Genomic DNA, 19,117 nt, shown 5'->3' with positions numbered 1-19,117 from the left:
CGCCCGGAGTAACGTCGGCCGCGTGTCCGCCGAGACCGCAGAGCCCAACTCCATGGCACCCGTGCGCATCCTCGTCTACAGCGACGACGCACACACGCGCGAGCAAGTTCGGCTCGCTCTCGGAGAGCGCCCACATCCGTCGATGCCCACCATCGACTACATCGAGGTCGCGACGGCACCGATCGTCGTAGCCAAGCTCGATGCCGGCGGAATCGACCTCGCCATTCTCGACGGCGAGGCGAGTCCGGCGGGCGGCATGGGCGTCGCGAAACAACTCAAGGACGAGATCGCCGACTGTCCACCGATCCTCGTACTGACCGGTCGACCCGACGATGCGTGGCTGGCGTCGTGGTCGAGAGCGGAAGCCTCAGTGCCGCAGCCGATAGATCCGATCGAACTTGCTTCCACCGTCATCGCGCTTCTGCGTCGACAACTGAGCCGGTGAGCACCCGTTGCAGCGGTGATTCGTTGCGGCGCCGACTACTTCGGACTTTCGAGAGCGAAACTCGGCACCCCGAAAACGAACCCAATGTCGGAGGCCTCCCCTAGTGTGGGTGTCGCAGGTCACATAAGTATCGAATTGCTGGCAGTATCGAAATCGAACGGCACCTTCGGGCTGGGCGGACATCCGCACAGCGGAGAGGAGTTCGGGTGACATGAACGCTTACATCCCCATTCTCGTCCTCGGGGTCATCGCGATGGCCTTCGCTGTGGTGTCGGTTGTTCTCGCGTCCGTGGTCGGTCCGAAGCGGTACAACAGGGCGAAACTCGAAGCCTACGAATGCGGAATCGAACCGGCACCCCGTACCGCCGGTGGCGGGCGGTTTCCCGTCAAGTTCTATCTGACGGCAATGCTGTTCATCATCTTCGACATCGAGATCGTTTTCCTCTACCCGTGGGCGGTGCATTTCGATTCGCTCGGCTTGTTCGGCCTCGCGGCGATGGGACTTTTCATAGTCAACGTCTCGGTGGCATACGCATACGAATGGCGACGAGGCGGTCTCGGTTGGGACTAGGCCAGCGGACACAGGTACAGCACACATACGTCAGACAAAACCGGTCACACCGCAGCTGTTACGACTGAAAAGAGTCGGATATGGGTCTCGAAGAAAAGCTCCCCAGCGGATTTCTACTGACCACTGTCGAGGGCCTGGCAGGGTATGCCCGCAAAGGATCACTGTGGCCTGCCACCTTCGGGCTCGCGTGCTGCGCGATCGAGATGATGGCAACCACGTCAGGTCGCTTCGACCTGGCGCGGTTCGGCATGGAGGCATTCCGCGCGTCGCCGCGACAGGCAGACCTTCTGATCGTGGCCGGGCGGGTCAGTCAAAAGATGGGGCCGGTACTTCGTCAGGTCTACGACCAGATGGCCGAGCCGAAATGGGTTCTGGCCATGGGTGTGTGTGCGTCGTCCGGCGGTATGTTCAACAACTACGCAGTGGTACAGGGCGTCGACCACATCGTGCCGGTCGACATCTACTTGCCCGGCTGTCCGCCGCGGCCGGAGATGCTCCTGAACGCGATCATCGAACTGCACCGAAAGATCCAGGAGATGCCCCTCGGCGTGAACCGCGAAGAGGCACGCGCGGCAGCCGAGCGCGCCGCACTGGCATCCACCCCCACCATCGACATGAAGGGGCTTCTGCGATGACCGCGGGCAACAACGGATCGAGGGGGATGTTCGGGGTCCGCGGCAGTGGTGACACCTCGGGCTACAGCCGGCTCGCCCCGCCGATCTCAGTAGAGGACAAGGCCTCTCGACCGTTCGGTGGATACTTCGACGAAGTTGCGGACTCCTTGGATGCCGCATTGCGCAGCGGGGGCAGCACTTTCACCGATGCAATCGAGCGGGTAGTGATCTTTCGAGACGAGATGACGCTGCATGTCGAACGGTCTCACCTCCCGCAGGTCGCGCGCAGACTGCGCGACGAATCGGAACTGCGCTTCGAACTTTGCCTGGGTGTCGATGGAGTCCACTATCCACAGGACACCGGTCGCGAGCTCCACGCCGTGTATCCATTTGCTTCGATCACGCACAACCGCCGGATCAGACTGGAAGTGTCCGTGCCGGACTCCGATCCACATATTCCGTCCATCGTCGGGATATACCCCACCAACGATTGGCACGAGCGTGAGACCTACGACTTCTTCGGGATCGTCTTCGACGGTCACCCGGCCCTGACCCGTATCGAGATGCCCGACGACTGGAAGGGCCACCCACAGCGCAAGGACTATCCGCTCGGCGGTATCCCGGTCGAGTACAAGGGCGCCCAGACTCCTCCACCCGACGAGCGTAGGTCGTACAACTGATGAACGAGACGACAGGAAGCAACTCCGGTGCCACGACGGAAACCGTCGTCACAGCATCGGGTCAGGACTGGGACGACATCGTCACCGCGGCCGCTCGCCAGCGAACCGGCGAGGCCGAACGGATCGTGGTCAACATGGGCCCGCAGCATCCGTCCACTCACGGCGTCTTGCGCCTCATTCTCGAAATCGAGGGTGAGACAGTCGTGGAAGCTCGGTGTGGAATCGGCTACCTGCACACCGGAATCGAAAAGAATCTCGAATACCGGAACTGGACGCAGGGCGTCACTTTCGTTACTCGAATGGACTACCTGTCACCGTTCTTCAACGAAACCGCGTACTGCCTCGGAGTCGAAAAACTTCTCGGCATCACCGACGACATTCCCGAGCGAGCCACCGTCATTCGCGTGATGATGATGGAGCTCAATCGAATCTCGTCGCACCTTGTCGCCCTGGCAACCGGTGGAATGGAACTGGGCGCCGTGACGGCGATGCTGTTCGGATTCCGCGAACGCGAATTGATTCTGGACGTGTTCGAGACGATCACCGGACTGCGGATGAATCACGCCTACATCAGGCCTGGTGGTCTCGCTCAGGATCTACCCGACGGGTCGGTCGCGAAGGTACGAGAACTGTTGAAGGTCCTACCGAAACGGTTGCGTGACGTCGAACTGATGCTCAGTGACAACTCCATCTGGAAAGCCCGCACCCAGGGAATCGGATATCTCGATCTCACCGGCTGCATGGCGCTCGGCGTGACGGGGCCGGTCCTACGCGCCACGGGTCTCCCCCACGATCAGCGTCGAGCGCAGCCCTACTGCGGCTACGAGAACTACGAGTTCGACGTCGTGACGTACGACGGATCCGATTGCTACGGAAGGTACGTCATCCGTGTCGAGGAGATGAAGGAGTCCCTCAAGATCGTCGAGCAGTGCCTCGACAAACTGCAACCGGGGCCGGTCATGGTGGACGACAAGAAGATCGCCTGGCCTGCCGATCTCGCTGTCGGACCGGATGGCCTCGGCAATTCGCAGAAGCACATCGCGAAGATCATGGAGTCGTCCATGGAGGGTCTGATTCACCATTTCAAACTGGTCACCGAAGGAATCCGCGTGCCGCCCGGCCAGGTGTACGTCGCCGTCGAGTCCCCGCGTGGCGAGTTGGGTGTGCACATGGTCAGCGACGGGGGAACCCGGCCGTACCGCGTCCATTTCCGGGATCCGTCATTCACCAACCTTCAAGCGGTAGCGGCGATGTGCGAGGGAGGCATGGTGTCCGACGTGATCGCCTCGGTTGCCAGTATCGATCCCGTCATGGGCGGAGTGGACCGATGACCGGCCCGAACGGCTCGTCACGGGTGTTCATCGAACTCGGGCCGCGCCCGGACGAGCCCACGCAACTGGTACGCCCTGGCGCACGATCGAGTTATCCGCCTGACGTACTCGCCCGACTCGACGCCGATGCCGAAACCGTCATCGCTCGTTACCGTGAGCCCGACGCCGCGGCGACCACCAGTCGATCAGCCCTCCTGCCGCTCCTTCATCTCGTGCAGTCCGAGGACGGGTACATCACCCCGGCCGGGATCGATTTCTGCAGTGCCAAGCTGGGTTTGACCGGCGCCGAGGTTGCCGCCGTTTCCACCTTCTACTCGATGTATCGCCGTGGTCCGACGGGTGAGTATCTGGTCGGAGTCTGCACCAACACGCTGTGCGCGATCATGGGCGGAGACGACATCCTCGCAGCACTCGAAGAGCATCTCGGGTCAGCAGGCTCCAGAGACGAAGGCGGACACTCCATCTCGACGTCCGACGGCAAGATCACCCTCGAACACATCGAGTGCAATGCGGCGTGCGACTACGCCCCCGTCATGATGATCAACTGGGAGTTCTTCGACAACCAGACTCCGGAATCGGCGCGCTCACTCGTCGATGCGCTCCGCGCCGGAGAGCGCGTGACACCCAGTCGCGGTGCCACACTGTGTTCGTTCCGGCAGACCGCACGCACCTTGGCCGGTTTCCCGGATACGCGAATCGAAGCAGCCGAAGCACAAACAATCGGCGGGGCAACTCTTGCCGGACTGCGTATCAGCCGATCTCACGACGACAACCCACCCGGCTCGGCCTCAGCAGCCGACGCTCCCGACGAAGGGAAGTGACATGACACTCGCCCCCGTCCTGAGTCGCTACTGGGATCAACCGAACTCGTGGACTCTCGACAGCTACCTTCGTCACGACGGCTACCAAGCCCTACGCAAAGCGCTAGCCATGTCCCCCGACGCCGTGATCGAAACGGTCAAGGACGCGGGCCTTCGTGGGCGCGGTGGCGCCGGTTTCCCGACGGGCCTCAAGTGGAGTTTCATCCCACAGAGCACCGAAGACAAGCCAGGAGACGGCAAGCCTCACTATCTCGTCGTCAATGCCGACGAGTCCGAACCGGGCACATGCAAGGACATGCCGTTGATGATGGCGACCCCACACACGTTGGTCGAGGGAGTCATCATCGCGGCGTATGCAATTCGAGCGGCCAAAGCGTTCATCTACGTCCGGGGCGAGGTGGTCCCGGTCCTGCGACGTCTGCAGACCGCCGTGGCCGAGGCCTACGCGGCCGGATACCTGGGCCGCAACATCCTCGGTTCGGGATTCGACTTGGATCTCGTCGTGCACGCCGGAGCAGGCGCGTACATCTGTGGTGAGGAGACAGCCCTCCTCGATTCGTTGGAGGGACGACGCGGTCAGCCTCGACTGCGGCCGCCATTCCCCGCCGTCGCCGGCCTCTACGCCTGCCCGACCGTCGTCAACAACGTCGAGTCCATCGCGAGTGTGCCGTCGATCGTCCTGGGCGGCCCGGAGTGGTTCCGGTCGATGGGAAGCGAGAAGTCGCCGGGGTTCACGTTGTACTCGCTCTCTGGTCATGTCACCACTCCCGGCCAGTACGAGGCGCCGCTCGGCATCACGTTGCGAGAACTTCTCGATTACGCGGGCGGCGTTCGCACCGGGCACACCCTCAAGTTCTGGACTCCCGGCGGATCCTCGACTCCGATCTTCACCGACGAACATCTCGATGTCCCACTCGACTACGAGGGTGTCGGCGCGGCGGGATCGATGCTCGGCACCAAGGCACTGCAGATATTCGACGACACAACCTGCATCGTGCGCGCGGTGCTGCGGTGGACCGAGTTCTACGCCCACGAATCTTGCGGTAAATGCACGCCGTGCCGCGAAGGCACGTACTGGCTGGTGCAGATCCTGCGGCGACTCGAAGGCGGAACAGGTACTGAAGCTGATCTCACCAAACTTCTCGACATCTCGGACACCATCCTCGGAAAATCCTTCTGCGCGTTGGGCGACGGAGCGACCAGCCCGATCATGTCCTCCCTGAAGTACTTCCGCGAGGAATACGTAGCGCATTTCGACGGCAACGGATGCCCGTTCGATCCTCGCCGGTCCGTTCTCGCGACAGGAGCGTTCGTCTCATGACTGCAGCCGACGCCACCACTGGAACCGATGCGGCACCGCCGATTGATCTCGTCACCCTCACCATCGACGGCCGGGAACTCCAGGTACCCAAGGGCACGTTGATCATTCGCGCTGCAGAGATGATCGGCACACAGATTCCGCGGTTCTGCGATCATCCTCTTCTGGACCCGGTCGGGGCGTGCCGACAGTGCATCGTGGAGGTCGAAGGTCAACGCAAGCCGGTGGCGTCCTGCACGACACCGGTTGCGGACGGAATGGTCGTCACCACACAGCTCACGTCACCGGTGGCGGAGAAGGCGCAGCGCGGGGTGATGGAACTCCTGCTCATCAACCACCCTCTGGACTGCCCCGTGTGTGACAAGGGCGGCGAGTGTCCGCTTCAAAACCAGGCGATGTCGACCGGTCGCACCGAATCCCGGTTCGGTGAGGAGAAAAGGACCTACCCCAAGCCCATCCCACTCTCGTCCGAAATCCTGCTCGACCGCGAGCGTTGCGTCCTCTGCGCCAGATGCACACGGTTTTCGGGCCAGATCGCCGGCGACCCGTTCATCGATCTCCTCGAGCGCGGCGCGCTTCAACAGGTCGGGATCTACGCCAACGAGCCCTTCGAGTCCTACTTCTCGGGCAACACCATCCAGGTGTGCCCGGTCGGCGCGCTTACCAGTACGGCATACCGATTCCGGGCGCGACCGTTCGATCTGGTGTCCAGCCCCAGCGTGTGTGAACACTGCGCCGACGGATGTGCTCAGCGCACGGACCACCGTCGCGGAAAGGTTCTCCGCCGTCTCGCCGGGGACGACCCCGAAGTCAACGAGGAATGGAACTGCGACAAGGGCCGTTTCGCATTCACGTACACGACCCAAGGTGATCGGATCACCACTCCCCTGATCCGCAACGCTGACGGCGAATTGATTCCGGCGTCGTGGCCCATGGCACTCGACCTCGTTGCGCGATCCTTCGCGCAGGCCCGCGGTGACGCAGGCGTACTCGTCGGCGGACGCTCTACCTTGGAGGACGCCTACGCCTACGGCAAGTTCGCGCGAGTTGCTCTCGCTACCAACAACATCGACTTCCGAATCCGTGCTCATTCTGCCGAAGAGGCAGGTTTCCTCTCAGCACACGTCGCCGGCCGCACACTCGAAGAGTCGGTGACGTACCAGGACCTCGAGTCGGCCCCGGCCGCATTGCTGGTAGCTCTCGAGCCCGAGGAGGAGTCACCGATCATCTTCCTGCGGCTGCGCAAGGCCGCACGTTTCGGCAAGACGACGGTGCTCTCCAGCGCGCCATTCGCTACGCGCGGCCTGCAGAAGATGGGCGGCTCTTTGCTTCGGACCGTACCCGGAAGTGAAGCAGCTCTGATGGATTCGTTGGCTCGCCCTGGAAATGAGGAGGGCCAGCTCCTCCGGCAGCCCGGTGCAGTGATCCTGTTGGGCGAACGAATCAGTGAGGTGGCGGGCGGCTTCGCCGCGGCGGTACGTCTCGCCGAAGCGACAGGAGCTTGTTTGGCTTGGGTCCCACGCCGCGCTGGTGATCGCGGCGCCGTCGAGGCCGGCGCACTACCGGGATTGCTTCCCGGCGGACGCCCCGTTGCGGACCCGGCAGCACGTCAGGAGGTGGAATCAGTGTGGGGGGCCTCCATCCCGGCATCCGACGGGCGCGACGCCGCGAGTCTGCTGGATCCGGGGCAGACGACTGCTGCCCTTCTTGTCGGCGGCGTCGAATTGAGTGATCTCCCGAACCCGGCGAAGGCAAGGGCCGCGATCGAAGCAGCAGGGTTCGTGGTGAGTTTGGAGATCCGTCACAGCGGAGTCACCGAACTCGCCGACGTCGTCTTCCCGGTGGCACCGGTCGCCGAGAAGCCCGGAACCTTCCTCGACTGGGAAGGCCGCGAGCGCGTGTTCGACACCGCGTTGAGAACGACAGGAGTGATGCCGGATCAGCGCGTTCTCCACGCGATCGCAGCCGAGATGGGCATCGATCTGGGCCTACCCGACGCAGATTCCGCACGCTCGGAGATACACCGCCTCGGCGCTTGGTCCGGATCGCGCCCCACCTCGCCTCAGGTCCCGTCAGGCACCATCCCCACACCGGCACTGGGCGAGGCAGTGTTGTCGAGTTGGCGAATGCTGCTCGACAACGGCCGATTGCAAGACGGCGAGCCCAACCTGGCGGGTACGGCACGGCTCCCACTCGTACGTTTGTCTGCCGAGACCGCTGCCGAGATCGGCGCCGACAACGGCGATCACGTTGCGGTGTCGACTGAATCCGGTTCCATCACATTACCGTTGGAGATCACCGAACTCCCGCCTCGAACAGTCTGGCTCCCACTCAATTCACCGGGTAGCACGATCTACGAAACGCTCTGTGTTACCGCGGGTTCCGTGGTGAAGATTGCGAAGGCTGGAGCGCAATGACCACCCACGAATACGGGACCGTGGCAGCTCCGGTCGACCTGTCGGCGTTCGGGCACGACCCGTGGTGGTTGGTGATCGGCAAGGCTCTCGCCATTTTCGTGTTCCTCGTACTCACACCGCTGGTGGCAATTTACGCGGAGCGAAAGGTCATGGCACGCATGCAGATGCGTGTCGGACCGAACCGCGTCGGCCCCCGTGGAATGCTCCAGAGTCTCGCTGACGGAATCAAGCTCGCCCTCAAGGAGGGCATCACACCGACCGGCGCCGACAAACCGATTTATCTCCTCGCGCCCGTCATCGCAGTCGTGCCCGCGTTCATGGCCTTTGCCGTCATCCCGTTCGGTCCGCAGGTGTCGATCTTCGGAACCCTTTCACCCCTGCAACTGACCGATCTGCCGGTCGGAGTTCTCTACATCCTCGCCGTAACTTCAATCGGTGTGTACGGGATCGTGCTTGCCGGCTGGTCGTCCGGATCGACGTATCCACTACTGGGCGCACTTCGATCGACCGCGCAGGTCATCTCCTACGAAGTAGCAATGGGGCTGTCCTTCGCCGCCGTCTTCCTCTACGCCGGAACGATGTCCACGTCCGGAATCGTCAGTGCCCAACAAGGTGCCTGGTACGTCTTTCTCCTCCTGCCGTCCTTCCTGATCTACGTGACAGCCATGGTCGGCGAAACCAACAGGGCTCCCTTCGACCTTCCCGAGGCCGAGGGTGAACTGGTGGGTGGGTTCCACACCGAGTACTCCTCACTCAAGTTCGCGATGTTCATGCTGGCCGAGTACGTGAACATGGTGACGGTGTCCGCTCTGGCCACGACACTGTTCCTGGGCGGGTGGCACGCACCGTTCCCGTTCAACCTGTGGGACGGCGCCAATTCCGGTTGGTGGCCCGTGCTGTGGTTTGTCGCCAAGGTGTGGGGCTTCCTCTTCGTCTTCATCTGGCTGCGCAGTACCCTTCCGCGGTTGCGCTACGACCAGTTCATGAATCTCGGATGGAAGATTCTCATCCCCGCTGCCTTGGTGTGGGTGATGGTGATCGCGACTGTTCGTGCCTTCCGCAACGAGGGTTACAACACCTGGGTCGTACTTCTCTGCGTCGCACTGGTTCTCGGAGCTGCGCTCCTGATCGTGTTGGCCGGGACTTACCGCAGCCGACGCCGAACCGCCGCGTTGGTGCCCGATTCGGGGACCCGGCCTTTCGATGCGATGTCGGGCGGCTTCCCGGTTCCACCCCTACCTGGTCAAACGCTGCCGACCCGAAAACTACCGGGTCAGAACGTGCCACCGCCGCGGCGGACAGATGTTTCCGACACATCGGAGGACTCCCATGCCTGATTTCCTCGGACCTATCGCGGGTTTCGGAGTGACGCTCTCGACAATGTTCAAGAAACCCGAGACCGAGTTCTATCCGGAGGAGAAGCGGCCCACCGCGCCCGGATACCACGGTCGCCATCAACTCAACCGGTATGCGGACGGACTCGAGAAGTGCATCGGTTGCGAACTGTGTGCCTGGGCTTGCCCCGCCGACGCGATCTATGTCGAGGGTGCTGACAACACCGAAGAAGAACGGTTCTCCCCCGGCGAGCGTTACGGGCGGGTGTATCAGATCAACTACCTGCGGTGCATCGGCTGTGGCCTCTGCGTCGAGGCTTGCCCCACTCGGGCTCTCACCATGACCAACGAGTACGAGATGACCGACGACAACCGAGCCGGGTTGATCTACGAGAAGGACCGCCTTCTCGCGCCCCTGAAACCCGACATGGCAGCGCCACCACACGCGCTGCGTCCCGGCACAACTCAGGACGACTACTACCGCGGCGACATCACAGCAGCTCCCGAACAGCCAGCACCCGAGCAAGAGCCGAACCCGGAGACCGAGAAATGATCGCGTCGGTCACGACCACGATCCTGGCGGAGGGAACGATGACATCGACCTCCACCGGCGAGGCGGTGCAGTTCTGGATCCTCGGAACCCTTGCGGTGATCAGCGCTTTGGGCGTGGTCGCCGCCCCCAAGGCCGTCTACTCTGCGCTCTTCCTTGCAATGACGATGATCATCCTGGCCGTCTTCTACATCGTGCAGGGCGCACTGTTCCTGGGTGTCGTCCAGGTCGTCGTCTATACCGGCGCAGTGATGATGTTGTTCCTGTTCGTCCTGATGCTGGTCGGCGTGGATTCTTCGGACTCCTTGGTCGAAACGCTACGGGGACAACGCGTCAGCGCGATCGTGATCGGCGTCGGATTCGGGCTACTCCTTATCGGCGGCCTCGGAAATGCGTCGATCTCGGGGTTCACCGGATTCACCGGACTCGACCAGGGCAACATCGACGCTCTCGCCGATCTCATCTTCATCCGCTACGTCTGGGCCTTCGAACTGACCGGCGCACTGCTGATCACGGCGACACTTGGCGCAATGATGCTCGCGCATCGGGAGAAGATCGGATCCACGCTCAGCCAACGCGAACTCTCGCAGCAACGATTCGCGTACCTGGGCAGCGATGAGAGCAATCCCGACAAGGGCTCGGCCACTCCCCTCCCCAGTCCCGGCGTGTACGCACGTCACAACGCAGTAGACATGCCGGCACTGTTGCCCGACGGAACGTTCTCGACCCTCTCCGTCAGCAGCGCACTCACTCCGCGATCCCCGGATCCGAGTACCGGTGAGGAGTCTGCGCGATGAATCCCGAGAATTACCTGTATCTGTCGGTCCTGTTGTTCACCATCGGGGCTGCGGGAGTCCTCCTGCGACGCAACGCCATCGTGGTGTTCATGTGTATCGAATTGATGCTCAACGCCGCCAACCTGGCATTCGTGACCTTCGCGCGCATGCACGGCAATCTGGACGGCCAGATCTTCGCCTTCTTCACGATGGTGGTAGCTGCTGCCGAAGTAGTCGTCGGCCTGGCAATCATCATGATCATCTTCCGATCTCGGCGTTCTGTATCCGTCGACGACGCAGACCTGCTGAAGTACTGACATGTCAGGAGGAATCACGTCCGCCATCTGGTTGCTCCCCGCCCTGCCCCTGTGCGGCGCCGCTGTCCTGTTGCTGGCGGGTCGTCGCACGAACGCGTGGGGCCACCTATTCGCCTGCGTCATGACACTCGCGTCGTTTGTCGTCGCAGTGGTGTTTTTCATCTCCATGCTCGGCCGCGACACCGCCGACCGCACCGTCACCGAGCACCTGTTCAGTTGGGTCCCGGTCGACAGTCTTCAGGTCGAGTTCGGACTGCAGCTTGATCAACTGTCGATGTGTTTCGTCCTGCTCATCACCGGTGTAGGTTCGCTGATCCACATCTACTCGGTCGGCTACATGGCGCACGACCCCGAGCGTCGTAAGTTCTTCGCCTACCTCAATCTCTTCCTCGCTGCGATGCTGCTCCTCGTGCTCGCCGACAACTTCCTCGGGCTCTACGTCGGCTGGGAAGGCGTCGGTTTGGCGTCGTACCTGCTGATCGGTTTCTGGCAGCACAAGCCGTCGGCGGCGACCGCTGCCAAGAAGGCTTTTGTCGTCAATCGGGTGGGCGACATCGGATTGATGATCGCGATGATGTTGATGTTCAGCACGTTCGGCTCGCTCTCGTTCAGCAGCGTCTTCGCCGACGCGTCTGGTGCAAGCGAAGGTGTCCTGACGGCGATCGGCCTGATGCTCCTCCTCGCTGCATGCGCGAAGTCCGCGCAGGTGCCACTGCAGTCGTGGCTCGGCGACGCGATGGAGGGCCCCACCCCCGTCTCGGCTCTGATTCACGCGGCCACGATGGTCACGGCCGGCGTCTACCTGATCGTGCGCTCCAATCCGATCTTCGATCTCGCACCCGACGCTCAACTCGTGGTTGTCATCGTCGGTGCCGTGACGCTGCTGTTCGGTGCGATCATCGGCTGCGCGAAGGACGACATCAAGAAAGCGCTCGCCGCATCGACCATGAGTCAGATCGGATACATGGTCCTGGCAGCGGGTCTCGGACCAGCTGGATACGCCTTCGCAATCCTTCATCTGATCACCCACGGATTCTTCAAGGCAGGCCTGTTCCTCGGTGCGGGTTCGGTGATGCACGCGATGAACGACGAAACCGACATGCGGCGCTACGGCGGGCTCCGAGCGTTCATGCCACTGACTTTTGTCACGTTCGGGCTCGGATACCTTGCCATCATCGGTGTTCCGCCGTTTGCCGGGTTCTTCTCCAAGGACAAGATCATCGAGGTTGCGATCGGCGAGGGTGGCGTCAAGGGTGTTGTGCTGGGCATCGTCACCCTGTTGGGTGCGGCCCTCACTGCCTTCTACATGAGCCGCGTGATGCTGATGACCTTCTTCGGGAAGGCCCGCTGGGAGAACCAGAAACCTCACGAATCTCCGGCGGTGATGACGTCTCCGATGATCATCCTGGCGGTGGGGTCCGTCGGCGCCGGGATGCTCCTGACCATCGGGTCCAGCTTGCAGAACTGGCTCGAACCGGTTGTCGGCTCACATCACGTCGAACCGCAGATACCCGCATGGTCGATCACCGCGCTGGCGCTGCTCGCAGTTGCCGCCGGCGTCGCGATTGCGTATCGCGAGTACGCCACCCGGGAGATTCCACTTGTGGCACCGACTCCGGTTTCACCGTTGACCGGTGCGGCTCGCCGCGATCTGTACGGTGACGCCTTCAACGAGACGGTGTTCATGAAGCCTGGACAACAACTCACCAAGTCGTTGGAAGTGTTCGACACCAAGGGAATAGGCGGCGTCGTGGGCAGCTTTGCGGTGGTCGTCACCGGGCTGTCCGCGCTCACGCGGAAGCTACAGACCGGGTTTGTTCGCTCGTACGCGCTGGTGATGTTTGTCGGAGCAACACTCGTGGTCGCGACAATGATGGCGGTGACACTGTGGTGATCGAAGCGGCGGTGAGCGACTCTGTGACCAATACCGGCTTCCCCGCGCTGACGGTGCTCTGGTTGCTTCCGCTCATCGGAGCGGGTGTTGTCCTCGCTCTGCCGGCACGGTCGTACCAATTTGCGAAGTCTCTCGCATTGGCTGTGTCCGTGGCAGTCCTGGTGGTCGCCGCCGTTCTCGGAGTTGCGTTCGACCGCGGCGGCGAACAATTTCAATTTGTCGAAAGCCACAGCTGGATACCGGCTTTCGGCACCAGCTACACACTCGGACTCGACGGGATCGCACTCGTTCTGGTTCTTCTCACCGCAGTGCTGGTGCCATTACTACTGATCGCGGGCTGGAACGACGTCCCGGCAGACGCGGAATCACCCAAGAGAATGCCGCACACCTATTTCGCGCTGATCCTTGTTGTCGAGTCCATGGTGATGATTTCGTTCAGCGCCTTGGACATTCTCTTGTTCTACATTTTCTTCGAGGCAATGCTGATACCGATGTATTTCCTCATCGGCGGGTTCGGCGGAGTGGGCAGATCTCGCGCAGCCGTGAAGTTTCTGCTCTACAACCTCCTCGGCGGCCTGGTCATGCTCGCTGCAGTCATCGGCCTGTACGTGGTCACCACGCGCGACGAGAGTCCTTTCGCCAGTGGCACTTTCGACTTCCGGGCGATCGCCTCAGCGGCAAACAGCGGTGAACTCGGTGTTGGACCCGGGGTGCTCAACGCCTTGTTCCTCGGATTCATGTTCGCGTTCGCGGTGAAAGCACCGCTCTGGCCGCTGCACAGTTGGTTGCCGGACTCCGCGGTGGAATCGACTCCGTCGACAGCAGTGCTGATGATGGCGGTCGTGGACAAGGTGGGCACGTTCGCGATGATTCGCTACTGCCTGCAACTGTTCCCGGAGTCGTCGTCGACTTTTGCACCGTGGATCATCACGCTCGCCGTTATCGGGATCGTCTACGGCGCAATACTGGCGATCGCGCAAACAGACGTCATGAGACTGATCGCCTACACGTCGATTTCGCACTTCGGCTTCATCATTCTCGGAATCTTCGCGATGACCAGCCAGAGCCAGGCGGGTTCCGCGCTGTACATGGTCAATCACGGAGTCTCCACTGCGGCTCTGTTCTTGATTGCGGGATTCCTCGTCTCGCAGCGAGGTACTCGATCGATCGCGGCGTACGGCGGCGTCCAGAAAGTTGCACCCGTACTTGCCGGCACATTCCTCGTTGCGGGGCTGGCAACGCTGTCGCTGCCGGGTCTCGCGCCGTTCATCAGTGAGTTCCTGGTGCTGATCGGGACGTACTCGCGATACCACGTGGCCGCTATCGCGGCGACTGCCGCGCTTGTCCTGTCCGCGATCTACATACTCTGGCTCTACCAGCGCATGATGGGCGGACCTGTGAAGGAAGAGCAGGGAACGATCCGCGACCTCGCTCGACGCGAACTCGTGGTGGTCGCCCCTCTGATCGCACTCTTGTTGCTTCTCGGCATCTACCCCAAGCCTGCCTTGGACGTCATCACTCCTGCAGTGAGCCATACGGTCGTCGACGAGGCTCCGACCCCGCTCGTCGCCGACCACGAAGGAGGTGCCCACAAATGAGTTCCTTCAACGACGTGACCATCCTCGGCTCAGCCGGCACGGCGTCACCCAGTGTCGAATACAGCTTGCTCTCGCCAATGTTGATCGTGTTCGGTGTTGCGGTTGTGGGCGTACTCATCGAGGCATTCGCACCCCGGCGTTTTCGATACCCCGTGCAACTCGTCCTCGGTGTCGCAGGCTTGGCGGCCGCATTCGTGGCAGTGCTTCTGCTCGCCGGCACGCGGTCGACGGCGATGATGGGTTCTGTAGCGGTCGACGGTCCGACCCTTTTCCTGCAGGCCACGATCCTTCTCGTGTCGATCCCCGCAGTACTGCTGATCGCCGAGCGAGGCTCGGGCAACACCGCCGAGGTGATCGCGCAACACGACGCGCTCGGCGGTTTCACCCCTCAAGCGTCGAGCGTCCCCGGAAGTGTTGCGGAACAAGAAGCGGTCAAGGTCGGTATCGCCCAGACCGAGGTCTTTCCGCTCACCCTCTTCGCTGTCGGCGGCATGCTCCTCTTTCCCGCGTCCAACGATCTGCTGACGATGTTCGTTGCGCTCGAAGTGTTCTCACTGCCTCTGTATCTCCTGTGTGGTCTGGCACGCCGACGTCGCCTGCTCTCCCAGGAAGCTGCGCTCAAGTACTTTCTGCTCGGGGCATTTTCGTCGGCGTTCTTCGTTTTCGGAATCGCATTGCTGTACGGCTATGCCGGGACGGTCACGCTCTCCGGTATCGCCGACGCAGCACGCAGCGGGTCGGGTACCGATGCCTTCCTGTGGCTCGGGACAGCACTCGTGGCCGTGGGATTACTGTTCAAAGTCGGTGCCGTGCCGTTCCATTCGTGGATTCCCGATGTCTATCAAGGGGCGCCGACGCCGATCACCAGTTTCATGGCTACCGCGACCAAGATCGCCGCATTCGGTGCCATCCTTCGTGTCTTCTATGTGGCTCTGCCCAACGAGTACGTGAACTGGCGTCCACTGATGTGGGCAGTCGCGATTCTCACGATGGTTGTCGGATCGATCGTCGCTGTGACGCAAACCGATATGAAGCGGATGCTCGCGTATTCGGCCATCGCGCACACCGGATTCATTCTGACCGCTGCGGTTGCGGATTCGGATGCCGGCCTGGCCTCGGCGATGTTCTACCTTCTAGCCTACGGATTCAGCACCGTGGGCGCGTTCGCCGTCGTGAGTCTGGTTCGGGACGCAGACGGTGAGGTCGCGACGCTCTCGCGCTGGGCCGGATTGGGCCGGCGCTCACCGCTGGTCGGAGTTGTGTTTGCACTGTTCCTGTTGGCTTTCGCCGGGATCCCGTTGACCAGTGGGTTCATCGGAAAGTTCGCGGTGTTCAGCGCGGCAGCCGAGGGCGGGGCCGCACCTCTCGTGATCGTCGGCGTCCTGTGCAGCGCGATCGCCGCGTACTTCTACGTGCGAGTGATCGTGTTGATGTTCTTCACCGAATCGGCCGCAGACGCTCCGACCGTCGTGGTACCGAGTGCACTGACCAGCAGCGTGATCGGCCTCGGCGCCGGTGTCACGCTCATCCTCGGCATACTCCCCCAGCCGGCGCTCGACCTCGCCGAGCGTGCAGCGGACTTCCTACACTGAGCCGATGCGTGAATCTGACCTCGACCCCGGGCTGCCGAGCATCATCCGGGCCCCATGGTTCGTCGGGTTTTCAGCGGTAGCGATTGTCCATCTGATCCTCAATGCCGCTGATGCTGCGCCCTGGGACGGGATCACCAAGGTCATGCTCGCTCCGATTCTGGCTGCCTGGGTTGTCGCCCGACGCGGACCTCGAATTGTTGCTGCTGCGCTGATTGCCTGTGCTTTCGGAGATTTGTTCCTGATCTGGGAGACCACGTTTGTCATCGGGATGGCAGCCTTCGCGATCGGTCACCTCTGCTTCATCCGATTCTTTCTCTCACACGGCGCGCTTCGGGAGATACGAAGGCGGCCATGGTTTCTGTGCGCTTACACCGTCGCTGGGATCGCTCTTGTGTCGTACACCTGGACCGGTCTCGAACCTGAACTTCGAATTGCCGTCCCCGTGTACGCCGCAATCCTGGTGGGAACCGCATCAACCGCACTGACGTACAACTCGATCACCGGTATCAGCGGCGCGCTGTTCCTCACCTCTGACGCCCTCATCCTGCTCGGCCAGGCGAACAAGTGGCAGCCCGCCGCTGCGGGCATCTGGATCATGACGCTGTACATCCTCGCTCTGTTGCTTCTGACAGTGGGAGTTCTCGGCCGGAGTAAGACGCCAAACCGTCCATTAGCTCAGCGGCTGTAAGGATCAGCAACCAGCCGGACATCTCTTCATATGACCCCGAAATCCGAGGAACAACCGCCGCCGAGCGGCGAAGACCGGTTCACCGCCCTGTGGGACGCCTACGCCGGTCGGGTGTTCGCGTATACCTGTCGCCACGTTGATCATCACAGCGCGCAGGAGTTTGTCTCCGAGACGTTCCTCGTTGCCTGGCGACGCTTGGACGAAGTGCCCGAGCCGGCACTGCCATGGCTGTTGGTGGTGGCTCGAAACACCGTGAACAATAACCGTCGCAGCGTTCGGCGCCTTGACGCGCTCACCGAGAAGATGGGACGCATCGAGCAGATTGCGGCATCGACGCCGGGCGCCGACGTCACTGTCACCGAACGCACGGAACTGCTCGAAGCACTGGCAACACTCACCGTCACCGAACGTGAAGCCCTGCTCCTGACTGCCTGGGACGGGTTGACCGCCACCGAAGCCGCGCGGGTCGCTGGGTGTTCGGTTCCGGCCATGCATGTTCGTCTCTTTCGCGCTCGGCGTCGATTGCGCGCCGGGTTGACTTCAGAATCCGTCACCGTAATCCCGATGAACACCGCCCGACCTTGCGCTGCCGCCGAACACGGGAGTACCCCATGAGCAAAGATCTGCTGACCACGCTCGAGAAGCTGCGGCCGAGCGATACGGTTTCCGCCGAACTCTGGCCCGAGAACGTCCAAGATGCCGTACGCACCCGAATCATGGCTACCGAAAACAACATTGGGGCAACCAAGGCTCCACGCCGTCGCGTCGGTGCCATCGTTCTCGTCGCGGCGATCTGCGCAGCAGTGGTGGTGGGCTGCGCCGCTGCCACGGGGATGATGCCGAAAGCGTTCACCGACATGTACTCGGGTTGGCAGACGATGCCGGGAACCAACGGCGGAATAGATCCGTCCACCGCCGAGCGGGTCGGGTCCATTCCCGGACCTGACGGAACCTTGTTCAGCGTCTTTGTCGCCCACGGCGCCAATGGCTGGAGGTGCGTCGCCCCGGTTTTCGAGGCGTCAGCCGACATCGACAAGGTTGGTCCGTCGAAATTCATCGGCCTCGGACACGGCTGCAGATCAATTGACTTGTACGGCGCGGATTCATTCGGGGGCGGCGCCGGGTACGAGGCCGGTCCGCACGAGGCGACCTACGACGCAGGAGCGGGAGGTGCTGTCCGAGCCGAACTTCACACCGCAGACGGCCAGATCTATCCGACAATTCTTGCCGAAGACCGCTTCTACGGATGGATTCCCCTGTCGCTCACGTCCCCTCGTCCAACCCTCGTCGGATATGCCGCAGACGGGACGGTCGTCGGCACCCGGTGAGCTGTCGGTACCCTCGAAAGATGACTGCACACGCCCCGAACGAGCGCATCCCCAGCCAGTGGGAAGAGATCACTGCAGCCGACTCGACGCATTCCACACGATATGTCGAGCGTTTCCGTTCCATGAGAGCGGACGGCAAGGACATTGTCGGGGAAGCACGTTTGATCGACGCGATGCTCGGACGCGGTGGCCGGGTTCTCGATGCAGGGTGCGGGCCTGGCCGACTCGGCGGTTATCTGCACGACGTCGGGCATGTGGTTGTCGGAGTCGATGTCGACCCGGTTCTCATCGCTGCCGCAGAAGAAGACCACCCCGGACCGACGTGGCTTGTCGGCGATCTCGCCGAACTCGATCTGCCGGCCCGCGGTGTCGAGGCGGATTTCGACGTCATCGTGTCGGCAGGCAATGTGGTGGCGTTTCTCGCGCCGTCCACCAGGCAAGCAGTATTGTCAGGATTTGCTCGTCATCTCGCTCCGAGCGGCCGAGTAGTCATCGGATTCGGTGCCGGCCGTGGCTACGAGTTCCCCGAGTTTCTCGCCGACGCGACCGCGAGTGGCCTCGAGGCTGATCTGCTGCTCTCCACGTGGGATCTTCGCCCGTTCAAGGAGGATTCCGAATTCCTGGTCGCGGTGTTCTCCCGCGCCTGACCCGGCACTTCCCCCGCAGTCCCTGCGATCCGTCACACGGCGATCAACTCACCCTGATCACAATGGTGGCGACTGTTGTTCACTACGAACATAATTGGATCAATGCGGGTGTGGCCGAGCGGCAAGGCAGCGGTCTGCAAAACCGTCCACGCAGGTTCGACTCCTGCCATCCGCTCCCCTTGCGAACCAGCGACTC

Annotated in this window: 19 protein-coding genes and 1 tRNA gene; all 20 read left to right on the top strand. The window is 62.2% G+C overall.

Going from position 1 to position 19,117, the window contains the following annotated elements:
- Positions 1 to 52: 52 nt before the first annotated feature.
- Positions 53 to 445, top strand: a complete 393-nt coding sequence (locus tag QRN54_RS05185; protein WP_042450864.1) for an Rv3143 family two-component system response regulator — start codon at positions 53 to 55, stop codon at positions 443 to 445.
- A 211-nt stretch (positions 446 to 656) separates the two neighbouring features.
- Complete coding sequence (locus tag QRN54_RS05180; protein ID WP_003942165.1) at positions 657 to 1,016, top strand: NADH-quinone oxidoreductase subunit A; 360 nt, start codon at positions 657 to 659, stop codon at positions 1,014 to 1,016.
- Between the two features lie 80 nt (positions 1,017 to 1,096).
- Positions 1,097 to 1,651, top strand: coding sequence for a NuoB/complex I 20 kDa subunit family protein (locus tag QRN54_RS05175; protein WP_003942234.1), 555 nt, complete (start codon positions 1,097 to 1,099; stop codon positions 1,649 to 1,651).
- Complete coding sequence (locus tag QRN54_RS05170; protein ID WP_007735151.1) at positions 1,648 to 2,310, top strand: NADH-quinone oxidoreductase subunit C; 663 nt, start codon at positions 1,648 to 1,650, stop codon at positions 2,308 to 2,310. The genes QRN54_RS05175 and QRN54_RS05170 overlap by 4 nt, the downstream gene beginning before the upstream one ends.
- Positions 2,310 to 3,641: an NADH dehydrogenase (quinone) subunit D gene (nuoD, locus tag QRN54_RS05165; RefSeq protein WP_214514353.1), complete on the top strand. Its 1,332-nt coding sequence runs from the start codon at positions 2,310 to 2,312 to the stop codon at positions 3,639 to 3,641. Before QRN54_RS05170 ends, nuoD begins: the two co-directional genes overlap by 1 nt.
- The gene (gene nuoE, locus QRN54_RS05160) at positions 3,638 to 4,462 is read left to right on the top strand and encodes an NADH-quinone oxidoreductase subunit NuoE (RefSeq protein ID WP_047271447.1); all 825 of its coding nucleotides are present in this window, start codon (positions 3,638 to 3,640) and stop codon (positions 4,460 to 4,462) included. The genes nuoD and nuoE overlap by 4 nt, the downstream gene beginning before the upstream one ends.
- Before the next feature lies 1 nt (position 4,463).
- Positions 4,464 to 5,783: an NADH-quinone oxidoreductase subunit NuoF gene (nuoF, locus tag QRN54_RS05155; RefSeq protein ID WP_007735149.1), complete on the top strand. Its 1,320-nt coding sequence runs from the start codon at positions 4,464 to 4,466 to the stop codon at positions 5,781 to 5,783.
- Positions 5,780 to 8,197 (top strand): NADH-quinone oxidoreductase subunit G, encoded by a 2,418-nt coding sequence (locus QRN54_RS05150; protein WP_285181701.1) that lies wholly within the window; start codon positions 5,780 to 5,782, stop codon positions 8,195 to 8,197. The genes nuoF and QRN54_RS05150 overlap by 4 nt, the downstream gene beginning before the upstream one ends.
- On the top strand, positions 8,194 to 9,534 hold the full coding sequence (gene nuoH / locus QRN54_RS05145; RefSeq protein ID WP_054827146.1) for an NADH-quinone oxidoreductase subunit NuoH: 1,341 nt from the start codon (positions 8,194 to 8,196) through the stop codon (positions 9,532 to 9,534). The genes QRN54_RS05150 and nuoH overlap by 4 nt, the downstream gene beginning before the upstream one ends.
- Complete coding sequence (gene nuoI / locus QRN54_RS05140; protein WP_007735146.1) at positions 9,527 to 10,084, top strand: NADH-quinone oxidoreductase subunit NuoI; 558 nt, start codon at positions 9,527 to 9,529, stop codon at positions 10,082 to 10,084. The genes nuoH and nuoI overlap by 8 nt, the downstream gene beginning before the upstream one ends.
- Positions 10,081 to 10,878, top strand: a complete 798-nt coding sequence (locus QRN54_RS05135) for an NADH-quinone oxidoreductase subunit J (RefSeq protein ID WP_064444521.1) — start codon at positions 10,081 to 10,083, stop codon at positions 10,876 to 10,878. Before nuoI ends, QRN54_RS05135 begins: the two co-directional genes overlap by 4 nt.
- Complete coding sequence (nuoK, locus tag QRN54_RS05130; RefSeq protein WP_003942238.1) at positions 10,875 to 11,174, top strand: NADH-quinone oxidoreductase subunit NuoK; 300 nt, start codon at positions 10,875 to 10,877, stop codon at positions 11,172 to 11,174. The genes QRN54_RS05135 and nuoK overlap by 4 nt, the downstream gene beginning before the upstream one ends.
- Position 11,175: 1 nt before the next feature.
- Positions 11,176 to 13,068, top strand: a complete 1,893-nt coding sequence (gene nuoL / locus QRN54_RS05125; protein WP_285181699.1) for an NADH-quinone oxidoreductase subunit L — start codon at positions 11,176 to 11,178, stop codon at positions 13,066 to 13,068.
- Positions 13,062 to 14,666, top strand: coding sequence for an NADH-quinone oxidoreductase subunit M (locus tag QRN54_RS05120; protein WP_218680326.1), 1,605 nt, complete (start codon positions 13,062 to 13,064; stop codon positions 14,664 to 14,666). Before nuoL ends, QRN54_RS05120 begins: the two co-directional genes overlap by 7 nt.
- Positions 14,663 to 16,258, top strand: coding sequence for an NADH-quinone oxidoreductase subunit NuoN (gene nuoN, locus QRN54_RS05115; RefSeq protein WP_285181698.1), 1,596 nt, complete (start codon positions 14,663 to 14,665; stop codon positions 16,256 to 16,258). Before QRN54_RS05120 ends, nuoN begins: the two co-directional genes overlap by 4 nt.
- Before the next feature lie 4 nt (positions 16,259 to 16,262).
- On the top strand, positions 16,263 to 16,946 hold the full coding sequence (locus tag QRN54_RS05110; protein WP_285181697.1) for a lysoplasmalogenase: 684 nt from the start codon (positions 16,263 to 16,265) through the stop codon (positions 16,944 to 16,946).
- Positions 16,947 to 16,976: 30 nt separating this feature from the next.
- Positions 16,977 to 17,561: an RNA polymerase sigma factor gene (locus QRN54_RS05105; protein ID WP_285181696.1), complete on the top strand. Its 585-nt coding sequence runs from the start codon at positions 16,977 to 16,979 to the stop codon at positions 17,559 to 17,561.
- Positions 17,558 to 18,274 (top strand): hypothetical protein, encoded by a 717-nt coding sequence (locus tag QRN54_RS05100; RefSeq protein ID WP_285181695.1) that lies wholly within the window; start codon positions 17,558 to 17,560, stop codon positions 18,272 to 18,274. Before QRN54_RS05105 ends, QRN54_RS05100 begins: the two co-directional genes overlap by 4 nt.
- 20 nt (positions 18,275 to 18,294) lie before the next feature.
- Positions 18,295 to 18,921, top strand: coding sequence for a class I SAM-dependent methyltransferase (locus QRN54_RS05095; RefSeq protein WP_003942244.1), 627 nt, complete (start codon positions 18,295 to 18,297; stop codon positions 18,919 to 18,921).
- 104 nt (positions 18,922 to 19,025) lie between these two features.
- Positions 19,026 to 19,096, top strand: a tRNA-Cys gene (locus QRN54_RS05090).
- Positions 19,097 to 19,117 lie beyond the last annotated feature (21 nt).

Origin of the sequence: Rhodococcus sp. MEB032 (assembly GCF_030208925.1) — a bacterium.
Lineage (GTDB): Bacteria > Actinomycetota > Actinomycetes > Mycobacteriales > Mycobacteriaceae > Rhodococcus_F > Rhodococcus_F qingshengii.
The sequence above is the reverse complement of the archived record's forward strand: the minus strand, read 5'-3'. Positions and strand labels throughout refer to the sequence as shown.

Excerpts from the sequence above, each read along its gene's own strand:
- nuoH (WP_054827146.1), top strand. The coding sequence starts at position 8,194 with ATGACCACCCACGAATACGGGACCGTGGCAGCTCCGGTCGACCTGTCG.
- nuoL (WP_285181699.1), top strand. The coding sequence starts at position 11,176 with ATGTCAGGAGGAATCACGTCCGCCATCTGGTTGCTCCCCGCCCTGCCC.
- QRN54_RS05150 (WP_285181701.1), top strand. The coding sequence starts at position 5,780 with ATGACTGCAGCCGACGCCACCACTGGAACCGATGCGGCACCGCCGATT.
- nuoI (WP_007735146.1), top strand. The coding sequence starts at position 9,527 with ATGCCTGATTTCCTCGGACCTATCGCGGGTTTCGGAGTGACGCTCTCG.
- QRN54_RS05170 (WP_007735151.1), top strand. The coding sequence starts at position 1,648 with ATGACCGCGGGCAACAACGGATCGAGGGGGATGTTCGGGGTCCGCGGC.
- nuoK (WP_003942238.1), top strand. The coding sequence starts at position 10,875 with ATGAATCCCGAGAATTACCTGTATCTGTCGGTCCTGTTGTTCACCATC.
- QRN54_RS05185 (WP_042450864.1), top strand. The coding sequence starts at position 53 with ATGGCACCCGTGCGCATCCTCGTCTACAGCGACGACGCACACACGCGC.
- QRN54_RS05100 (WP_285181695.1), top strand. The coding sequence starts at position 17,558 with ATGAGCAAAGATCTGCTGACCACGCTCGAGAAGCTGCGGCCGAGCGAT.
- QRN54_RS05110 (WP_285181697.1), top strand. The coding sequence starts at position 16,263 with ATGCGTGAATCTGACCTCGACCCCGGGCTGCCGAGCATCATCCGGGCC.
- nuoN (WP_285181698.1), top strand. The coding sequence starts at position 14,663 with ATGAGTTCCTTCAACGACGTGACCATCCTCGGCTCAGCCGGCACGGCG.
- QRN54_RS05135 (WP_064444521.1), top strand. The coding sequence starts at position 10,081 with ATGATCGCGTCGGTCACGACCACGATCCTGGCGGAGGGAACGATGACA.
- QRN54_RS05095 (WP_003942244.1), top strand. The coding sequence starts at position 18,295 with ATGACTGCACACGCCCCGAACGAGCGCATCCCCAGCCAGTGGGAAGAG.
- nuoE (WP_047271447.1), top strand. The coding sequence starts at position 3,638 with ATGACCGGCCCGAACGGCTCGTCACGGGTGTTCATCGAACTCGGGCCG.
- nuoF (WP_007735149.1), top strand. The coding sequence starts at position 4,464 with ATGACACTCGCCCCCGTCCTGAGTCGCTACTGGGATCAACCGAACTCG.
- QRN54_RS05180 (WP_003942165.1), top strand. The coding sequence starts at position 657 with ATGAACGCTTACATCCCCATTCTCGTCCTCGGGGTCATCGCGATGGCC.
- nuoD (WP_214514353.1), top strand. The coding sequence starts at position 2,310 with ATGAACGAGACGACAGGAAGCAACTCCGGTGCCACGACGGAAACCGTC.
- QRN54_RS05175 (WP_003942234.1), top strand. The coding sequence starts at position 1,097 with ATGGGTCTCGAAGAAAAGCTCCCCAGCGGATTTCTACTGACCACTGTC.
- QRN54_RS05105 (WP_285181696.1), top strand. The coding sequence starts at position 16,977 with ATGACCCCGAAATCCGAGGAACAACCGCCGCCGAGCGGCGAAGACCGG.